General features: G+C 63.2%; 15 protein-coding genes. 12 read left to right on the top strand and 3 right to left on the bottom strand.

The window, feature by feature from the left end:
* Positions 1 to 4: 4 nt before the first annotated feature.
* Positions 5 to 2,194, top strand: a complete 2,190-nt coding sequence (gene traD / locus DFR37_RS16435) for a type IV conjugative transfer system coupling protein TraD (RefSeq protein ID WP_113934355.1) — start codon at positions 5 to 7, stop codon at positions 2,192 to 2,194.
* Positions 2,194 to 2,943 carry a TIGR03747 family integrating conjugative element membrane protein gene (locus DFR37_RS16430; RefSeq protein WP_113934354.1) on the top strand — a complete coding sequence of 250 codons (750 nt, stop codon included), beginning with the start codon at positions 2,194 to 2,196 and terminating at the stop codon, positions 2,941 to 2,943. Before traD ends, DFR37_RS16430 begins: the two co-directional genes overlap by 1 nt.
* Before the next feature lie 71 nt (positions 2,944 to 3,014).
* Here the strand turns inward: DFR37_RS16430 and DFR37_RS16425 are convergent, their stop codons facing one another.
* The 3 genes from DFR37_RS16425 to DFR37_RS16415 all read right to left on the bottom strand — a co-directional run bounded on the left by DFR37_RS16425 (position 3,015) and on the right by DFR37_RS16415 (position 6,607).
* Complete coding sequence (locus tag DFR37_RS16425; RefSeq protein WP_113934353.1) at positions 3,015 to 4,064, bottom strand: NAD(P)-dependent alcohol dehydrogenase; 1,050 nt, start codon at positions 4,062 to 4,064, stop codon at positions 3,015 to 3,017.
* Between the two features lie 108 nt (positions 4,065 to 4,172).
* Positions 4,173 to 5,333, bottom strand: coding sequence for an MFS transporter (locus DFR37_RS16420; protein WP_113934412.1), 1,161 nt, complete (start codon positions 5,331 to 5,333; stop codon positions 4,173 to 4,175).
* Between the two features lie 119 nt (positions 5,334 to 5,452).
* Positions 5,453 to 6,607 (bottom strand): alpha/beta hydrolase, encoded by a 1,155-nt coding sequence (locus tag DFR37_RS16415; protein ID WP_113934352.1) that lies wholly within the window; start codon positions 6,605 to 6,607, stop codon positions 5,453 to 5,455.
* A gap of 199 nt (positions 6,608 to 6,806) precedes the next feature.
* Here DFR37_RS16415 and DFR37_RS16410 point away from each other — a divergent pair, with 199 nt between their 5' ends.
* The 10 genes from DFR37_RS16410 to DFR37_RS16365 all read left to right on the top strand — a co-directional run bounded on the left by DFR37_RS16410 (position 6,807) and on the right by DFR37_RS16365 (position 15,626).
* On the top strand, positions 6,807 to 7,709 hold the full coding sequence (locus DFR37_RS16410) for a LysR family transcriptional regulator (protein WP_113934351.1): 903 nt from the start codon (positions 6,807 to 6,809) through the stop codon (positions 7,707 to 7,709).
* Between the two features lie 188 nt (positions 7,710 to 7,897).
* Positions 7,898 to 8,296, top strand: coding sequence for an integrative conjugative element protein, RAQPRD family (locus tag DFR37_RS16405; RefSeq protein ID WP_113934350.1), 399 nt, complete (start codon positions 7,898 to 7,900; stop codon positions 8,294 to 8,296).
* Positions 8,293 to 8,526: a TIGR03758 family integrating conjugative element protein gene (locus tag DFR37_RS16400; protein ID WP_113934349.1), complete on the top strand. Its 234-nt coding sequence runs from the start codon at positions 8,293 to 8,295 to the stop codon at positions 8,524 to 8,526. Before DFR37_RS16405 ends, DFR37_RS16400 begins: the two co-directional genes overlap by 4 nt.
* Positions 8,527 to 8,537: 11 nt before the next feature.
* On the top strand, positions 8,538 to 8,894 hold the full coding sequence (locus DFR37_RS16395; protein ID WP_113934348.1) for a TIGR03745 family integrating conjugative element membrane protein: 357 nt from the start codon (positions 8,538 to 8,540) through the stop codon (positions 8,892 to 8,894).
* Positions 8,895 to 8,907: 13 nt separating this feature from the next.
* Positions 8,908 to 9,318, top strand: a complete 411-nt coding sequence (locus DFR37_RS16390) for a TIGR03750 family conjugal transfer protein (protein ID WP_113934347.1) — start codon at positions 8,908 to 8,910, stop codon at positions 9,316 to 9,318.
* Complete coding sequence (locus DFR37_RS16385) at positions 9,315 to 10,004, top strand: PFL_4703 family integrating conjugative element protein (RefSeq protein ID WP_113934346.1); 690 nt, start codon at positions 9,315 to 9,317, stop codon at positions 10,002 to 10,004. The genes DFR37_RS16390 and DFR37_RS16385 overlap by 4 nt, the downstream gene beginning before the upstream one ends.
* Positions 10,001 to 10,912 (top strand): TIGR03749 family integrating conjugative element protein, encoded by a 912-nt coding sequence (locus tag DFR37_RS16380; protein ID WP_113934345.1) that lies wholly within the window; start codon positions 10,001 to 10,003, stop codon positions 10,910 to 10,912. The genes DFR37_RS16385 and DFR37_RS16380 overlap by 4 nt, the downstream gene beginning before the upstream one ends.
* Positions 10,902 to 12,305 (top strand): TIGR03752 family integrating conjugative element protein, encoded by a 1,404-nt coding sequence (locus DFR37_RS16375; protein ID WP_113934344.1) that lies wholly within the window; start codon positions 10,902 to 10,904, stop codon positions 12,303 to 12,305. The genes DFR37_RS16380 and DFR37_RS16375 overlap by 11 nt, the downstream gene beginning before the upstream one ends.
* Entirely contained in the window at positions 12,286 to 12,738 is a 453-nt protein-coding gene (locus DFR37_RS16370) for a TIGR03751 family conjugal transfer lipoprotein (protein ID WP_113934343.1), read from the top strand. The genes DFR37_RS16375 and DFR37_RS16370 overlap by 20 nt, the downstream gene beginning before the upstream one ends.
* On the top strand, positions 12,738 to 15,626 hold the full coding sequence (locus DFR37_RS16365) for a conjugative transfer ATPase (protein WP_113934342.1): 2,889 nt from the start codon (positions 12,738 to 12,740) through the stop codon (positions 15,624 to 15,626). Before DFR37_RS16370 ends, DFR37_RS16365 begins: the two co-directional genes overlap by 1 nt.
* Positions 15,627 to 15,631 lie beyond the last annotated feature (5 nt).

Genomic DNA, 15,631 nt, shown 5'->3' with positions numbered 1-15,631 from the left:
GACCGTGTCGAGCAAGCAGCCGGTCGAGGTGCTGCTGCGCCCAGCGGTGGAGCTATACACCGTTGCGGCGTGTGCGGGTGCCGCGTTTCTGTCCTTGGTGGCCCCCTGGTCGCTGGCGCTAAGCCCAACAATGGGCGTGGGCAGTGCGCTGGCGTTCATCGCCTATGGCGCGATCCGCTATCGCGATGCCCGCGTCATCCTGCGCTACCGGCGCAATATCCGCCGCCTGCCACGCTATGTGATGACCAGCCGCGACGTGCCGGTCAGTCAACAGCGCCTGTTCATCGGGCGCGGGTTTCTGTGGGAGCAGAAGCACACCCATCGGCTCACACAGACGTACCGGCCCGAATTTCGCCGCTACGTCGAGCCGACGCGCGCCTACCGGCTGGCACGGCGTCTGGAGGAGCGGCTGGAGTTTGCGCCGTTCCCGTTATCCGGCCTTGCGCGGCTGACCGCCTGGGATGTGCCGTTCAATCCCGTTCGACCACTGCCACCCGTGGGCGGCCTGCCGCGGCTGCACGGCATCGAGCCCGACGAGGTGGACGTCAGCCTGCCGCTGGCCGAACGGGTCGGGCATACGCTCGTGCTGGGCACGACGCGCGTGGGCAAGACCCGCCTAGCCGAGCTTTTCATCACGCAGGACATTCGCCGCAGGAGCACCGCGGGTGAGCACGAGGTCGTCATCGTCTTCGATCCCAAGGGGGACGCGGATCTCCTGAAGCGAATGTATGTTGAGGCCAAGCGCGCGGGCCGAGAGGGCGAATTCTATATTTTTCACCTGGGCTGGCCCGAAATCAGTGCCCGCTACAACGCCGTGGGCCGCTTCGGTCGCATCTCGGAAGTCGCCACGCGCATCGCGGGACAACTCTCTGGCGAAGGCAACAGCGCGGCCTTCAGGGAGTTCGCGTGGCGCTTCGTGAACATCATCGCGCGCGCCTTGGTGGAACTGGGGCAGCGTCCGGATTACATGCTGATCCAGCGCCACGTCATCAACATCGATGCCCTGTTCATCGAGTACGCCCAGCATTACTTTGCCAGGACCGAGCCCAAGGCCTGGGAAATCATTGTTCAACTGGAGGCTCGGCTCAACGACAAGAATATCCCACGCAACATGATCGGGCGCGAGAAGCGCGTCGTGGCACTCGAACAGTACCTCTCCCAGGTGCGCAACTACGACCCCGTATTGGACGGCCTGCGCTCGGCCGTTCGGTACGACAGGACGTACTTCGACAAGATCGTCGCCTCGCTGCTGCCACTGCTGGAAAAACTCACCAGCGGCAAGATCGCCCAGCTTCTGGCGCCGGACTATGCTGATCTGAACGACCCCAGGCCCATCTTCGACTGGATGCAGATCATCCGAAAGCGGGCGGTGGTCTATGTGGGCCTGGATGCGCTCTCGGACGCCGAGGTCGCCGCGGCGGTGGGCAACTCCATGTTTGCCGACCTAGTGTCGGTGGCCGGCCACATCTACAAGCACGGGATCGACGATGGCCTGCCCGGCGCCGTGGCCGACGCACGGGTGCCGATCAATGTCCACGCGGACGAATTCAATGAGCTGATGGGCGATGAGTTCATCCCGATGGTCAACAAAGGGGGCGGCGCGGGCATCCAGGTCTCGGCCTACACACAAACGCTCTCGGACATTGAGGCACGCATTGGCAACCGCGCCAAAGCCGGCCAGGTCATCGGCAACTTCAACAACCTGTTCATGCTGCGCGTGCGCGAGACAGCGACCGCCGAACTGCTGACCCGGCAATTGCCCAAGGTCGAGGTCTATACCACTACGATCGTCTCGGGGGCCACGGACAGTTCGGATATCCATGGTGCGACGGACTTCACCAGCGCCACACAAGACCGCATCAGCATGCAGAGCGTGCCGATGATCGAACCCTCACATGTGGTCCAGCTTCCCAAGGGACAGTGTTTCGCCTTGATGCAGGGGGGAAGTCTGTGGAAAGTGCGCATGCCGCTGCCCGCGCCCGACCTCGATGAGGTCATGCCGCAGGATCTGCGGCAGCTCGCGGGCTACATGCGTCAAAGCTACGTTGAGGCCACGCAGTGGTGGGAATTCACGAGTTCCCAGGCGCCACAGGGGACGGTCTTGCCCGACGACTTGTTGAATAATGCCGATGTGGCTGAACCCGCTTCTGTTGTTGCTGCTGCTGACGAAAGCGTCGGCGATGAGGCCTTGTGATGACAGACGCCGCCTCGACTGTACAGAGGGAGCAGAGTCAGCGCCAGGGCCTGATCGTTGGTGCTATCACTTTGCCGTTCCGGTTGCTGGGAGTGCTGATCGGCTCGCTGCTGTTTTCGATCGTGGTGGAGTGTGTCGGCATGCATATGTTCTGGAAGGATCAGGGCTGGCGCCATTCGCAGCAGATGTTGCAATATGAACTGGGACATTTATCGGGCCACTTCACTCGCAGCGTGATCCTGCAAGAGCCGGGTCGCACAGCCCATGAGCTTGCGGACGTCGGCTACGAGTGGGTGTTCGTGCGCTCGGGGCTGCTGAAGCGCATAAGCCAGACTGCCGAGCGTGCCCGCGCACCCAGCCAGGGTCGGTTGCGCAGTTTCCGCTACTACAGCAGCCAAGTCTATGTCTGGACCGAGAGCTACCTGATCGCTGCGGCTTTCACGACACTCACATTCCTGGTGCGCCTGCTGGTTCTGGTACTTACACTGCCGTTGATCTTCACGGCTGCGTTCGTCGGTCTGATTGACGGCCTGGTGCGGCGGGATGTGCGCCGGTTCGGGGCAGGCCGTGAATCGGGCTTTATCTACCACCGCGCGAAGGCCAGCCTGATGCCGCTGGCCGTGCTGCCGTGGGTCTCCTATCTGGCTCTGCCGATCTCGGTGCACCCGCTGGTGATTCTGCTGCCCAGCGCAGCCTTGCTGGGACTGACCGTGAGCCTGACCGCTGGCAGCTTCAAGAAATACCTATAGCTACTAGCCGTCAGCCTGTATAACAGATGGCAGTCGGCTTTTCCTCACAAGGAGGCATCCGACCCCGATTGTCAAGTTCCGAGTGACGCGCAGTCGATGACGAAGCGGTATTTCACATCGCCCTTGAGCATCCGTTCGTAGGCCTCGTTGACCTGATCGGCGCGGATCATTTCAATGTCCGCAACGATGCCGTGCTCGGCGCAGAAATCCAGCATCTCCTGGGTCTCGGGGATGCCGCCTATCATCGAGCCCGCCAGGCTGCGGCGTTTCATGATCAGGTTGAATACCTCAGGCGACGGGTGCGGCGTGGCGGGCGCACCCACCAACGTCATCGTGCCATCACGCTTGAGGAGGGTAAGAAACGCATCGAGGTCGTGTGGCGCAGCCACCGTGTTGAGGATGAAATCCAGGCTCTGAGCATGCACCGCCATTTCTTCGGGGTTGCGGGAGACGACCACTTCGTGGGCTCCCAGCGCCTTGGCCGCTTCACGCTTGGATTCTGACGTAGTGAAGGCCACCACATGCGCGCCCATTGCGTTCGCAAGCTTGATGCCCATATGGCCCAGTCCGCCGATGCCGACCACGCCCACCTTGTGGCCCGGCCCTACCTTCCAGTGGCGCAGCGGCGAATAGGTGGTGATGCCTGCGCACAGCAACGGCGCCACGGCGGCCAGTTGTTCCTTGGGATGCCGGACGTGCAACACATAGCGCTCGTGCACGACGATCTGCTGCGAATAACCACCCAGGGTGTGTCCAGGTGCGTCGGGTGTGGGAAAGTTGTAGGTTCCCACCATGTGGTCGCAGTAGTTCTCCAGCCCTTCATCGCACTCAGCACAATGCTGGCAACTGTCCACGATACAACCCACTCCCACGAGGTCGCCGACCTTATGGCTGGACACATGGGCGCCCACGGCCGAGACACGTCCCACGATCTCGTGGCCGGGCACGCAGGGGTAGAGCGTACCTGCCCATTCCGAACGTACCTGGTGCAAATCTGAATGGCAGACGCCACAGTAGGCGATGTCGATCTGCACGTCATGCTCGCCGGGTGCGCGGCGTGTAATTGCAAGCGGCTCCAGTGGGAGATTACCGGCGCGGGCGCCGTAGGCTTTTATGGTCATACTGTTACTCCTTGAATTTCTGAATCATTTAAACACCTGCTCCCGAGCTGGCTTCCAGCCGCCGGGGCAGCCTTCTCGCTGGTCATGGACATTGCGTGATGATGCAGATCATGCCGCTGCTCCCTGGAGACCACATCGTTCATAGGCTCGCGTCATCTCGGCGCGTGCAGTCAGGAAAATCAGCACAGCGGCCACAAGCAAGATAGCGGCACTAGCTGCGAGCATGCTCTGGTATCCGCTATGATCGAACAACAGACCACCCGCAGTGGAGCCCAATGCGATCGAGAACTGCACCACGGCCACCATCAATCCACCCCCCGCTTCAGCGTCCTGTGGAAATGTGCGGGGCACCCAGATCCACCACCCCACCGGTGCGGCAGTGGCGACCAGCCCCCAAAAGCCCAGTAGCGCTATCACTGCGGACGAGCTGTTGCCGAATTCGGCTAGAGATATAGCGATGGCCGCCATCAGCACCGGGATGCAGATTAGAGCCCGGTAGAGGCCCCACCTGAGCATCATGCCGATCATCGTGGTGCCAATGAAGCCTGCTACCCCGATGACCAGCAAAATCATAGTCACCATGGAGTCATCGACCCGTGTAACGGTTTCCAGAAAGGGGCGCACATAGGTGAACAAAGTGAACTGGCCCATGAAGAAGAGGCCCACACCCAGCATGCCCAGGGTCACGACCCGGCTACGGAAGAGTTTGAATGCATGCCCAGGGCCAGTCTTGCGGGGTTCGATATGCATGGAGGGCAGGCTGACCCACTGCCAGAGGAACGCAGCCAGTGCCACTGGCACCAGGCAAAAGAAGGCCCCGCGCCAACCGATGGCTCCACCCAGCCAGGCACCCAGCGGCGCAGCCACCACAGTCGCCAGCGCGTTGCCGCCATTGAAGATCGCCAATGCGCGCGGCACCCGGTCAGTCGGTACGAGCCGCATGGCGGTGGCCGCTGACATCGACCAGAAGCCGCCCACCACCACGCCGATGAGCGAGCGCCCGATCATGTAGACGAGATAGTTCGGTGCCAGCGCGATGACTGCGCCCGACACAGCCATAATCCCAGTCAGACCCAGGAGCAGCGTCTTGCGGTTCATGCGCCGCGCCAGCGTAGAGATGAACAGGCTCGTCAGCACGGCCAAGGCACCGGATGCCGCAATACCCCATCCAGCCATGCCTTCAGTGACCCGCAGGTCGGCCGCCATGGGCGTGAGCAGGCTCACGGGCATGAACTCGGAGGCGATGAGCGCGAAGACGCACAGCGTCATTGCGAAGACGCCACCCCAATAGGCGGGCGGTGCGCTGACCCCTCGTGCAGAGGAAGAGGTGCTGGTGAGAGCACTGTTTGCTTGATCCGTCATGGAATGCGTTGCCGTACTTTGCTCATTCAAACCAGATGCCGATTGAAATATGCTGTCAGCCTGTCAAACGGAATCTTGTCCGCTTGGTCATAAAGATCGACGTGGTCTGCACCGGGGACGATCAGCAACTCCTTGGGATCGGAAGCCCCTTTGTAAACATCTTCCGAGTAATAGCGTGAGTGAGCATTTTCTCCCGCAATCAGCAGGATCGGACGTGGCGAGATCATCCCGACGTTGGCATACATCGGGAAGCCGAAGAACGAGACGGGTGTTGTGGCCGTCCACGCAGTGGTCGAGTTGATGCTGCGGGGATGGAAGCCGCGTGGAGTCCGATAGTAATCAAAGAAGGCAGCCAGAACCGGGTCGGCATTGGAGGGCAGAGTCTCGGGAAGGACGCGCTGCCCCTTCACGATATTGCCGTTCGCGTCAAACGGGACTTCGTGATATCCCAATCCATATCGGCCGTTTTCCGCATCCACCCAACGCTGCTGGCTGAGGTAATCGATGATCTTGTGGCGTTGTTCCAGCGTGTAGCCGTCTTTGTAGCCGCGACTGATGCTGCGGGACATGTCGTACATAGAGGCTGTGGCCACCGCCTTAATACGAGAATCGCTGCTTGCGGCGGTCAGCGCCATGCCGCTCAAGCCGCAGATTCCGATCACCCCAATGCGGTTGCGATCCACATTTGGATGCAGACCCAGGAAATCCACAGCGGCGCTGAAGTCCTCGGTATTGATGTCCGCCGAGGCCACATTGCGTGGCTCACCACCGCTTTCCCCGGTGTACGAGGGGTCGAACGCCAGCGTAATGAACCCGCGCTCGGCCATAGTCTGTGCATACAGGCCCGAGGACTGCTCCTTCACTGCGCCGAAGGGGCCACTGACAGCGAGTGCGGCCAATTTGCCTCTGGTGCCCTTTGGCTGATACAAATCAGCCGCCAAGGTGATGCCGTAGCGATTCTTGAAGACGACTTTCGTATGATTCACGCGGCTGCTTTTGGGAAAGGTCTTATCCCACTTGTCGCCAAGCGACTCCTGGCGCTGCGCGAAGGCCGACCCCGTAGTCATGGCCCCGGTCATCGCAGCGATCCCCAAACCCGTCAGTTTGAGCAAGTTACGGCGCCCCGTATCCGCACCTTCTTGGCGAGAGACAGCCCTGTCGGCTTCAGCAACTACATTCACAATAAATGTCCTTTCCTATCTCAATCGAGCGGTGCATGCCGCACCAGCTCACCACACTCGAAGGCGATGCGTACACCAGCGGCGCGTCGAGTCTTTCTACGACGTGCATCATGACGGAGATGAAGGGCATTGACTAGCTAATGAAGTCTTAAATGCCTTATTAGTTGTACTAATTAATTGTTCGTGAAATACTGGTTTCATGGCCAGACACAACCTCAACGATCTCCTGTATTTCGTCACCGTTGCACGGGAAGGCAGCTTCACCCGTGCCGCAGCATTGCTGGGAGTGACCCAGTCAGCAATCAGCCAGGCCATCAGCGGTCTGGAGGCGCGGTTGAAGATTCGCCTGCTCACGCGCACGACCCGCAGCGTTTCCCCCACTACGGCAGGCGAACGGCTTTTGAACGCCATCGGGCATCGCTTTGATGAGATCGAGTCAGAGCTGGACGACATCACGCAGATGCGCGACAAGCCAGCCGGGACGGTGCGAATCACCTGCGGAGACTACGTCTCACGGCACACGCTGCTGCCCAGGCTCGCGCCGCTGCTGCTTGAATACCCTGACGTCAAGATCGAGCTCGATGTGAACTACGGCTTTCGCGACATCGTGGCCGACCGCTTCGACGCCGGGGTTCGGCTGGGGGACACCATCGACAAGGACATGATCGCGCTGCCGATCGGGCCACCGCTTCGCATGGCGGTCGCAGCCTCCCCCGGCTATTTCAAGACACATCCCAAGCCCAAGCACCCGCGCGATCTGATGAACCATAGATGCATCAATATGCGGATGCAGTCCGGGGGCGGCCTCTTCGTCTGGGACTTCCAGCGCAAGGGCCAGCAGGTCAATGTTCGAGTGGAGGGTCAGCTCGTTATCAACACCTCGCCCACTATCGTGGATGCAGCCCTGGCGGGACTGGGGGTAGCGTGGTTACCCGACGGAGAATTCGACCCGCACATAGAGGAAGGACGTCTGGTGCGCGTATTGCAAGACTGGTGTGCTCCCTTTGCAGGGTACTACCTGTATTACCCCAGTCGTCGGCAACCCTCGCCAGCATTCTCGTTGGTGGTGGATGCCTTGCGCGATGAGATGGCGTACCGCTGAGTAGCCCTGCTGGATCCATATTCGTTATGGTCGGCTCCCTATCACATTTCCGAGCGCTTGCACGGCACCGAATCACGAAGGTAACTGACAAATCAAGTTGGTGGTGTCGGGTTCCCTATAGTTTGCGGCTTACGACAGCTCCGATTCCCACAATCTAGCCATTACTGACTGTCCAGGGGAATGGCGTGATGATGGTTTCGATTTGGCTGCACACAGCCGCACGTCAGGGTGTGTCCGCCTTCTTCCTGGTAGTCCTCCTGATGGGGCAGTCTCCAATAGTTTGGGCCGAGTCCCTGGCACAGCGCTACGAGTTGGCTGGTGCGTTGCGTCATCTCGGCGCCCTGGAGCACACTATCGTCGGCAGTGCCGCACACGCTTCCGTCGTGCCGGGCGAGCGCTACCACTTCGATTATCCAAGGCTTTTGGCTGACCTGGCACGCGTGCGCGCCGGCATCCAAGACTACCTTGCACCGTCACGCGCCCAGCCGCGCGATCCAGCTGAACTGGCCGGCGACTATCGCGCCGAGCGGGGCCTCGAGCCGCAGGCGCCACTGCCTCCGACGACGGCAGTGGAGAGTCGGCCATGAACGGCGCGCAGATCTCGGCATTTCAAGCCAATAGCGGCATCATGCCCGCCGCGATGGCGACCGTACTGGTCGGCGTCGTGTTCGCCGTCCTGCTGCTCTGGGGAGTGTGGGCTATCCGGACGGCCTATGTGGGCTGGTCCGAGAACCGTCTGAATCAGCGCCAGTTCCTGGGTGTGTGTATCCGTTTTGCCGCGATGTACCTCGTGCTGACTTATTTCCTCCTCTCCTGAAAGGACTGATCATGCAAAACCGCCTCACCATTCGCCTTGCCCGGCGCGCCGCCGTGGCCTTGGGCGCCGCCGCGCTGCCCGCGCTGTCTGTTGCGCAAGGGCTGCCGCAAATCGAGAACCCGACGCGCGGCACCGGCAACGGCATCATGGAGACCATCCGCAACTATGGCTACGACATCATCATGCTCGTGGCCCTGCTGGTGGTGGCCTCGATGTTCATTGGGGTGTGCTACCACGCCTATGGCACCTATGCGGAGATCCATACGGGCCGCAAGACGTGGGGCCAGTTCGGCTTGACCGTCGCCATCGGCGCCGTGCTGCTCGTGATCGGCATCTGGCTGCTCACCGAAGCCACCGGCATCCTGTAAGTGGGGGTGTGGCATGCCCGAGCACCAGCACATCCGTGCGGACGGCACGGTCACGTTCCTGCCGCATCGCCTGAATCGCCACCCGGTGGTGGTGCGCGGCTTGACCGCCGACGAGCTGTGGATCTGCTGCGGCCTGTCTGGCGGCGTCGGCCTGCTGGTTGGCGCGCCCCTGTCATGGATGTTTCGCACGATTGCGCTTGCGCCCACATTCATCGTCCTGGGCGTGGCCCTGGGCGTGTTCGTGGGCGGCGGCATCTTGCGCCGGCTCAAGCGCGGACGCCCAGACACCTGGCTGTACCGCCAGCTTCAGTGGCGCATCGCGACAGGCCATCCGCGGTTGGCCGGCTGGGTGCGCGGCCAGGCGCTCATCTCGCGCTCGGGCTGCTGGGCCACCCGAAGGCTCATGCCAAGGAGCATGAGATGAGCCGCTTCAAAAACGAGATAGCTCACCTGCAAGCGCACATCAGGACGCTGCGCCTGGGCGCGGGCGCGCTGGTGATCGTCGCCCTGGTGATGGGTGGGGGCTGGTGGAGCGCGCCGCGCGACCTGACCATCCACGTTCCGCCCGATCTGCGTTCGGGCAGCACTCGAAAGTGGTGGGAAGTGCCGCCCGAATCGGTCTATGCCTTCACGTTCTACGTGTTCCAGCAGTTGAACCGCTGGCCATCCAACGGCGAAGAGGACTACCCGCGCAACCTGCATGCGCTTTCGCCGTACCTCACTCCAGCCTGCCAGGCGTTTCTGAAGGCCGATTTCGATTACCGGCGCAGCACGGGCGAGCTGCGCCAGCGGGTGCGCGGCATCTACGAAATCCCCGGTCGGGGCTATGGCGACGATCCCACGGCGCGTGTGCGCATGGTATCCGACCGGGACTGGGTGGTGACGCTGGACATCAGCGCCGATGAATACTACGGCGCCGAGCAGGTCAAACGCGCGCTGGTGCGCTATCCCATCAAGGTCGTCAAGGTTGACATCGACCCCGCGCGTAATCCGTTCGGGTTGGCGCTCGACTGCTACGACGGCACGCCCCAGCGCATCACCGTGCCGCAGCCGACCAGCCCCACACCCGCCGGCCTATCCCTGCAAGCGCCTCAAGGAGAAGCCCCATGAAGCACCGTGTTCTAGTCTTGCTCGCGCTGTTTCTTGCGGCGGCGCCCCTAGCGCAGGCAGTGGAGATTCTGCGCTGGGAGCGCCTGCCGCTGGCCGTGCCCCTGCGCGTCGGCCAGGAGCGCATCGTGTTCATCGACCGCAATGTGCGCGTGGGCGTGCCGGCCGACGTGGGCGAGCGCCTGCGCGTGCAAAGCGCGGCTGGCGCGGTGTACCTGCGCGCCAGCACGCCGATCGAACCTACGCGGCTGCAACTGCAAGACGCCGACACCGGCGCGCTGATTCTGCTGGACATTGCCGCCGAGCCGGCCAAAGACGGCGAGCCTGAATTGGAGCCGGTGCGTATCGTCCAGGGCGACACGAGTCCCGCGCGCTACGGCGACCAGCCGGTGCAGGGCGACAAAGCACCGGCGCACGCGCAAGACCCGACGCAGACGCGGGGGCCAGGGCGCGAAACCCCGATCCCCGTTGTCCTGACGCGTTTCGCCGCGCAGAACCTTTACGCGCCGCTGCGCACCGTTGAACCTTTGCCGGGCGTCATGCGGGTCAATCTGCGCCGCGATCTGAACCTGTCCACGCTGATGCTGACACTGCCGGTGCGCGCGGTCGCACTCGCCTCGTGGTGCCTGGAAGACCAGTGGGTCACGGCCGTGCGCCTGACCAACACGGGCGCGGGCTGGGTCACGCTCGACCCGCGCGTGCTGCAGGGCGACTTCCTGACCGCCGCCTTTCAGCACGATAAGCTCGGCCCGCGCGGCGCCCCCGAGGACACCACCGTCCTGTACCTGGTGACGCGCGGCCATGGCCTTGCGCAGTCGCTGCTCCCGGCCATCAATCGCTTCGATCCGGCTGTTAATCTGCCGCCGCCCGAAGCCGAAGGCGACAGGAAGGAGGCCCCTCATGCGCAGTAACGGCCTTTTGAAGTGGCTGATGATCCCGGTGCTGCTGCTCGTGATGTTTGTCGGTATCCGGTTGTTCTCGGGCGGCGGCAAGACCGCACCGTCCCAGGTTGATGCGGGCGCCCAGCTCACGCCCGAGGAAATGAAGGCGCTGGGCATCGAGGGCGATACGCCGCGCGACACCGTAGCCACGCTGGTCGGCCAGGTCAAGCAACTGCGCACCGAGCTTCAGAGCGCGCTTTCCGACAACAAGGCCCAGCGTGCCGAGAACCAGCGGCTGCGTCAGCGCGAGAACTCGATCGATCAGCGCGTCAGTTCGGCGCTCGAATCCGAACGCTCGAACCTGCGTCGTGACCAGCAGCAGGCCGCAAGTGAGCGCCAGCAGACCCAGGGGCTACTGGCCGACTTGCAACGGCGCCTGGACAGCATTGGTGGCAGCGGCCACGCTGATCTGCCCGTGGGCCTGGGCCTGCGCGAGGGCGATGAGGCCGGCATGGAAGGGGGCCTGCGCTGGGTGGAACCCGACGATGCGAAGCAGACCGACGGGCGCGGCAAGGCAGGCAGTAGCCTGAGCTTTCCGACCAGCTTCGGGCCGGCGCAGCGCACGCTGGAGGCCACGGCGCAGACCGTGGCGAACGCGGGCGCACGCGCTGCGGGCGTCAAGAGCGCCACGCCCGTCTATACCGTGCCGACCAACTCGACTTTGATGGGGTCGGTGGCGATGACCGCGCTCATTGGCCGCGTGCCGATTGATGGCACGGTGAACGACCCGTATCCATTCAAAGTCCTGGTCGGCCCCGACAATCTCACGGCCAACGGCATCGACATCCCCGATGTGGCTGGCGCCGTGTTCTCGGGCACGGCCTCGGGTGATTGGACGCTCTCGTGCGTGCGCGGCCAGGTGCGCAGCATCACATTTGTGTTTCACGATGGCACGATCCGCACCATCCCCGAAGACCGCGACGGCAAACAGCAGGGTAACCAGCAGCAAGATGGCCTGGGCTGGATCAGCGATCCGTACGGCATCCCCTGCGTCTCTGGCGAACGGCGCAGCAACGCCCAGCAGTACCTGGGCAGCCAGGCGCTCATCACGGCGGCTGGCGCCGGCGTGGCCTCGCTTATCGAGAGCGACAGCGGCCAGATGTCCTATGTAGGGGCCGATGGCTCAGTCGGGACCGTCGGCATCTCCGGCAACGAGGCCGTGGGCCGCATCCTGGCCGGTGGCGTGCGCGACATGGCCGATTGGGTGAACAAGCTCTACGGCCAGGCCTTCGCTGCGATCTATGTGCAGCCCGGCGCCAAGGTCGCTGTCCACCTCGAAAAACCGCTCGCCATCGACTTCGACCCCGAGGGACGGCGCGTCGATCATCGTGCAGGAGAAGCTCATGCGCTCGAACTTGACTGACCTCGCCAAGGGCCTTGCTCTGGCCGCCTCCCTTGCTCTGCTGGGCGGCTGCGCCACCAGCAAGGATGAATTGCTGACTCATGGCGATCACACCATGATGGACATCTGGCAACAGGCGGCTGACGCAGGTTCTGGTGGAGGTACGGGCCAGGTGGCCGGGCGCCAGTTGCTCGATGCACGCCAGAGTCTGCGCCGGCCACTGACCGAGGTCGATGTGCAGGCGGCGCCGGCCGAGCAGTTGCGCTACACGCGCACCGCGCAAAGCGAGATCCATCGCCAGTTCCAGCGCCTGCCCAATCCCGATCTCGTGATGTACGTCTTCCCGCACCTTGCGGGCACCGATCCCGTGCCCGTGCCAGGCTACACGACGGTGTTCCCGCTGTATCAGCGCATCCAGTACGCCATGCCGGGCGAACGCACTGAGGATTATTGATGCGCTGGAAGCTCCCCTGGCCCAGGTTGTCCGGCGCCGGTACTGGGGACGCCACCGACGATGGCGCACCAGACGGCTGGCAGCGCCATGTGCAAACCTTGCGCGAAGCGGGTGTCCCTGAGCCTGGAGCGGCGGTCCAGGGCCGCCAGCCCGCGACCGTGGCCGACGAGCAGGCGCTCTACGACGTGGCCCCCTCGTTCGTGGAGTTGCTGCCCTGGGTGGAGTTCCAGCCCGAGTCCAAGTCGATGCTGCTGGAGGACGGGCAGTCCGTGGCGGCCTTCTACGAGCTGACGCCGCTGGGCACCGAGGGCCGGGAACCCGTGTGGCTCGCCCAGGCCCGCGATGCGCTGGAAAACGCACTACAGGACAGCTTCGACGAACTGGACGAGAACCCCTGGGTACTTCAGCTTTACGCCCAGGACGAGCCCAGTTTTGATGAATACATGCGCACCTTGCGCGACTATGTGCAGCCACGGGCGCGCGGCACGGCATTCACCGAGTTCTACCTGCGCTTTTTTGCCCATCACCTACGGGCCGTGGCCAAGCCCGGGGGCCTGTTCGAGGATACCGCCGTGACGAGGCTGCGCTGGCGCGGCCAGACGCGGCGTGTGCGCATGGTTGTCTACCGCCGTTCTACCGGCCAGGTGAACCGGCGCGGCCAGACGCCCGAGCAGATGCTGAACATCGTCTGCGACCGCCTGTGCGGCGGGCTGGCGAACGCCGGCATCCAGGCGCGGCGCCTGGACGCAGCCAGCATTCACGACTGGCTGCTGCGCTGGTTCAATCCCGCGCCCACGCTGCTCGGGCCGGGCGCCGAGGATCGGGAGCGCTTCTATGCGCTGGCACGCTACCCTGATAGCACGCAAGACGGTGAGGACGGCGAGATCGAGCTGGCCAGTGGGCGGGATTTCAGCCAGCGGCTGTTCTTCGGACAGCCACGCTCAGACGCAACGCACGGTACCTGGTACTTCGATGGCATGCCGCATCGCGTGCTCATCACCGATCGGCTACGCACGCCGCCCAGCACCGGGCACTTGACCGGTGAAACCCGCAAGGGCGATGCGATCAACACGCTGTTCGACCAGATGCCCGAAGACACGATGATGTGCCTGACGATGGTCGCCACGCCCCAGGACGTCCTAGAATCGCACTTGAACCACTTGGCCAAGAAGGCGGTGGGCGAGACCCTGGCCTCCGAGCAGACGCTCAAGGACGTGCATGAGGCCCGCTCCCTGATCGGTAGCGCGCACAAGCTCTACCGGGGCACGCTCGCCTTCTACCTTCGCGGGCGCAACGAAGCCGAACTGGATCGGCGCGGCCTGGATCTGGTGAATGTGATGCTCAACGCGGGGTTGCAGCCGGTGCGCGAGGATGACGAGGTGGCGCCACTCAATAGTTACTTGCGCTGGCTCCCGTGCTGCTATACCCCCAGCCAGGACCGCAGGCAATGGTTTACCCAATTGATGTTCGTGCAGCACGCGGCGAACTTGTCGCCGGTGTGGGGACGCGCCCAGGGTACGGGGCATCCCGGCATCACGATGTTCAACCGGGGCGGCGGCCCGATCACCTTCGATCCGCTCAATCGCCTGGATCGGCAGATGAATGCGCACCTGTTCCTGTTCGGCCCCACGGGCTCGGGCAAGAGCGCGACGCTCAACAACTTGCTGAACCAGGTCACGGCCGTCTATCGGCCGCGCCTCTTTATCGTGGAGGCTGGCAACAGCTTTGGCTTGTTCAGCGACTTCGCACGCAAACTTGGCCTGACGGTCCACCGCGTCAAGCTTGCGCCGGGAGCGGGGGTGAGCCTCGCGCCTTTTGCCGATGCGCGCCGGTTGATCGAGACGCCCAGTGCCGTGCAGACGCTTGATGCCGATGCGCTGGACGAGGATCAGCCGCCGGAGGCTGCGCCCGCCGAGGCCGACGAGCAGCGCGACGTGCTGGGCGAGTTGGAGATTACCGCGCGCCTCATGATCACGGGCGGCGAGGACAAAGAAGAAGCCCGGATGACGCGGGCTGACCGCTCGCTCATCCGGCAGTGCATTCTCGATGCCGCCGAGCATTGCGTGGCCGAGCAGCGCACGGTGCTCACGCGCGACGTACGCGATGCGCTGCGCACACGCGGCCAGGATCCGACACTGCCCGAGATGCGGCGCGGGCGGTTACTGGAGATGGCGGATGCGATGGATATGTTCTGTCAGGGCACTGACGGCGAGATGTTCGATCGCCCGGGCACGCCCTGGCCAGAGGCCGATATCACCTTGGTGGATCTCGCGACCTATGCCCGCGAGGGCTACAACGCGCAGCTCTCTATTGCCTACATCAGCCTGATCAGCACAGTGAACAATATCGCGGAGCGTGACCAGTACTTGGGTCGCCCGATCATCAACGTGACGGATGAAGGTCATATCGTGACCAAAAATCCGCTGCTTGCGCCCTATGTGGTCAAGATCACGAAGATGTGGAGAAAGCTTGGCGCCTGGTTCTGGTTGGCGACACAGAACATCGACGACCTGCCGCGCGCGGCTGAGCCCATGCTCAACATGATCGAGTGGTGGGTGTGCCTGTCGATGCCCCCCGACGAGGTGGAGAAGATCGCGCGCTTTCGCGAGTTGAGTCCAGCGCAGAAGGCGCTGATGCTCTCGGCGCGCAAGGAAGCGGGAAAGTTCACCGAAGGGGTGATCCTGTCGAAGGCCATGGAAGTGCTGTTTCGCGCCGTGCCGCCCAGTCTGTATCTCGCGCTTGCGCAAACCGAGCCTGAAGAGAAGGCGGAGCGCTATCAACTCATGCAGCAGTACGGTATCAGCGAACTTGACGCCGCCTTCAAAGTGGCCGAGAGAATCGATCAGGCGCGCGGCATAGAGTCACCCGCGTTAGATCTGCCGCAATAACCGCT

It is taken from the genome of Eoetvoesiella caeni (genome assembly GCF_003315175.1).
Classification (GTDB): domain Bacteria; phylum Pseudomonadota; class Gammaproteobacteria; order Burkholderiales; family Burkholderiaceae_B; genus Eoetvoesia; species Eoetvoesia caeni.
The sequence above is the reverse complement of the archived record's forward strand: the minus strand, read 5'-3'. Positions and strand labels throughout refer to the sequence as shown.

Coding starts and splice junctions, on each gene's coding strand:
- DFR37_RS16430 (WP_113934354.1), top strand. CDS start 2,194: ATGACAGACGCCGCCTCGACTGTACAGAGGGAGCAGAGTCAGCGCCAG.
- DFR37_RS16425 (WP_113934353.1), bottom strand. CDS start 4,064: ATGACCATAAAAGCCTACGGCGCCCGCGCCGGTAATCTCCCACTGGAG.
- DFR37_RS16420 (WP_113934412.1), bottom strand. CDS start 5,333: ATGACGCTGTGCGTCTTCGCGCTCATCGCCTCCGAGTTCATGCCCGTG.
- DFR37_RS16410 (WP_113934351.1), top strand. CDS start 6,807: ATGGCCAGACACAACCTCAACGATCTCCTGTATTTCGTCACCGTTGCA.
- DFR37_RS16405 (WP_113934350.1), top strand. CDS start 7,898: ATGATGGTTTCGATTTGGCTGCACACAGCCGCACGTCAGGGTGTGTCC.
- DFR37_RS16400 (WP_113934349.1), top strand. CDS start 8,293: ATGAACGGCGCGCAGATCTCGGCATTTCAAGCCAATAGCGGCATCATG.
- DFR37_RS16395 (WP_113934348.1), top strand. CDS start 8,538: ATGCAAAACCGCCTCACCATTCGCCTTGCCCGGCGCGCCGCCGTGGCC.
- DFR37_RS16390 (WP_113934347.1), top strand. CDS start 8,908: ATGCCCGAGCACCAGCACATCCGTGCGGACGGCACGGTCACGTTCCTG.
- DFR37_RS16385 (WP_113934346.1), top strand. CDS start 9,315: ATGAGCCGCTTCAAAAACGAGATAGCTCACCTGCAAGCGCACATCAGG.
- DFR37_RS16380 (WP_113934345.1), top strand. CDS start 10,001: ATGAAGCACCGTGTTCTAGTCTTGCTCGCGCTGTTTCTTGCGGCGGCG.
- DFR37_RS16375 (WP_113934344.1), top strand. CDS start 10,902: ATGCGCAGTAACGGCCTTTTGAAGTGGCTGATGATCCCGGTGCTGCTG.
- DFR37_RS16370 (WP_113934343.1), top strand. CDS start 12,286: ATGCGCTCGAACTTGACTGACCTCGCCAAGGGCCTTGCTCTGGCCGCC.
- DFR37_RS16365 (WP_113934342.1), top strand. CDS start 12,738: ATGCGCTGGAAGCTCCCCTGGCCCAGGTTGTCCGGCGCCGGTACTGGG.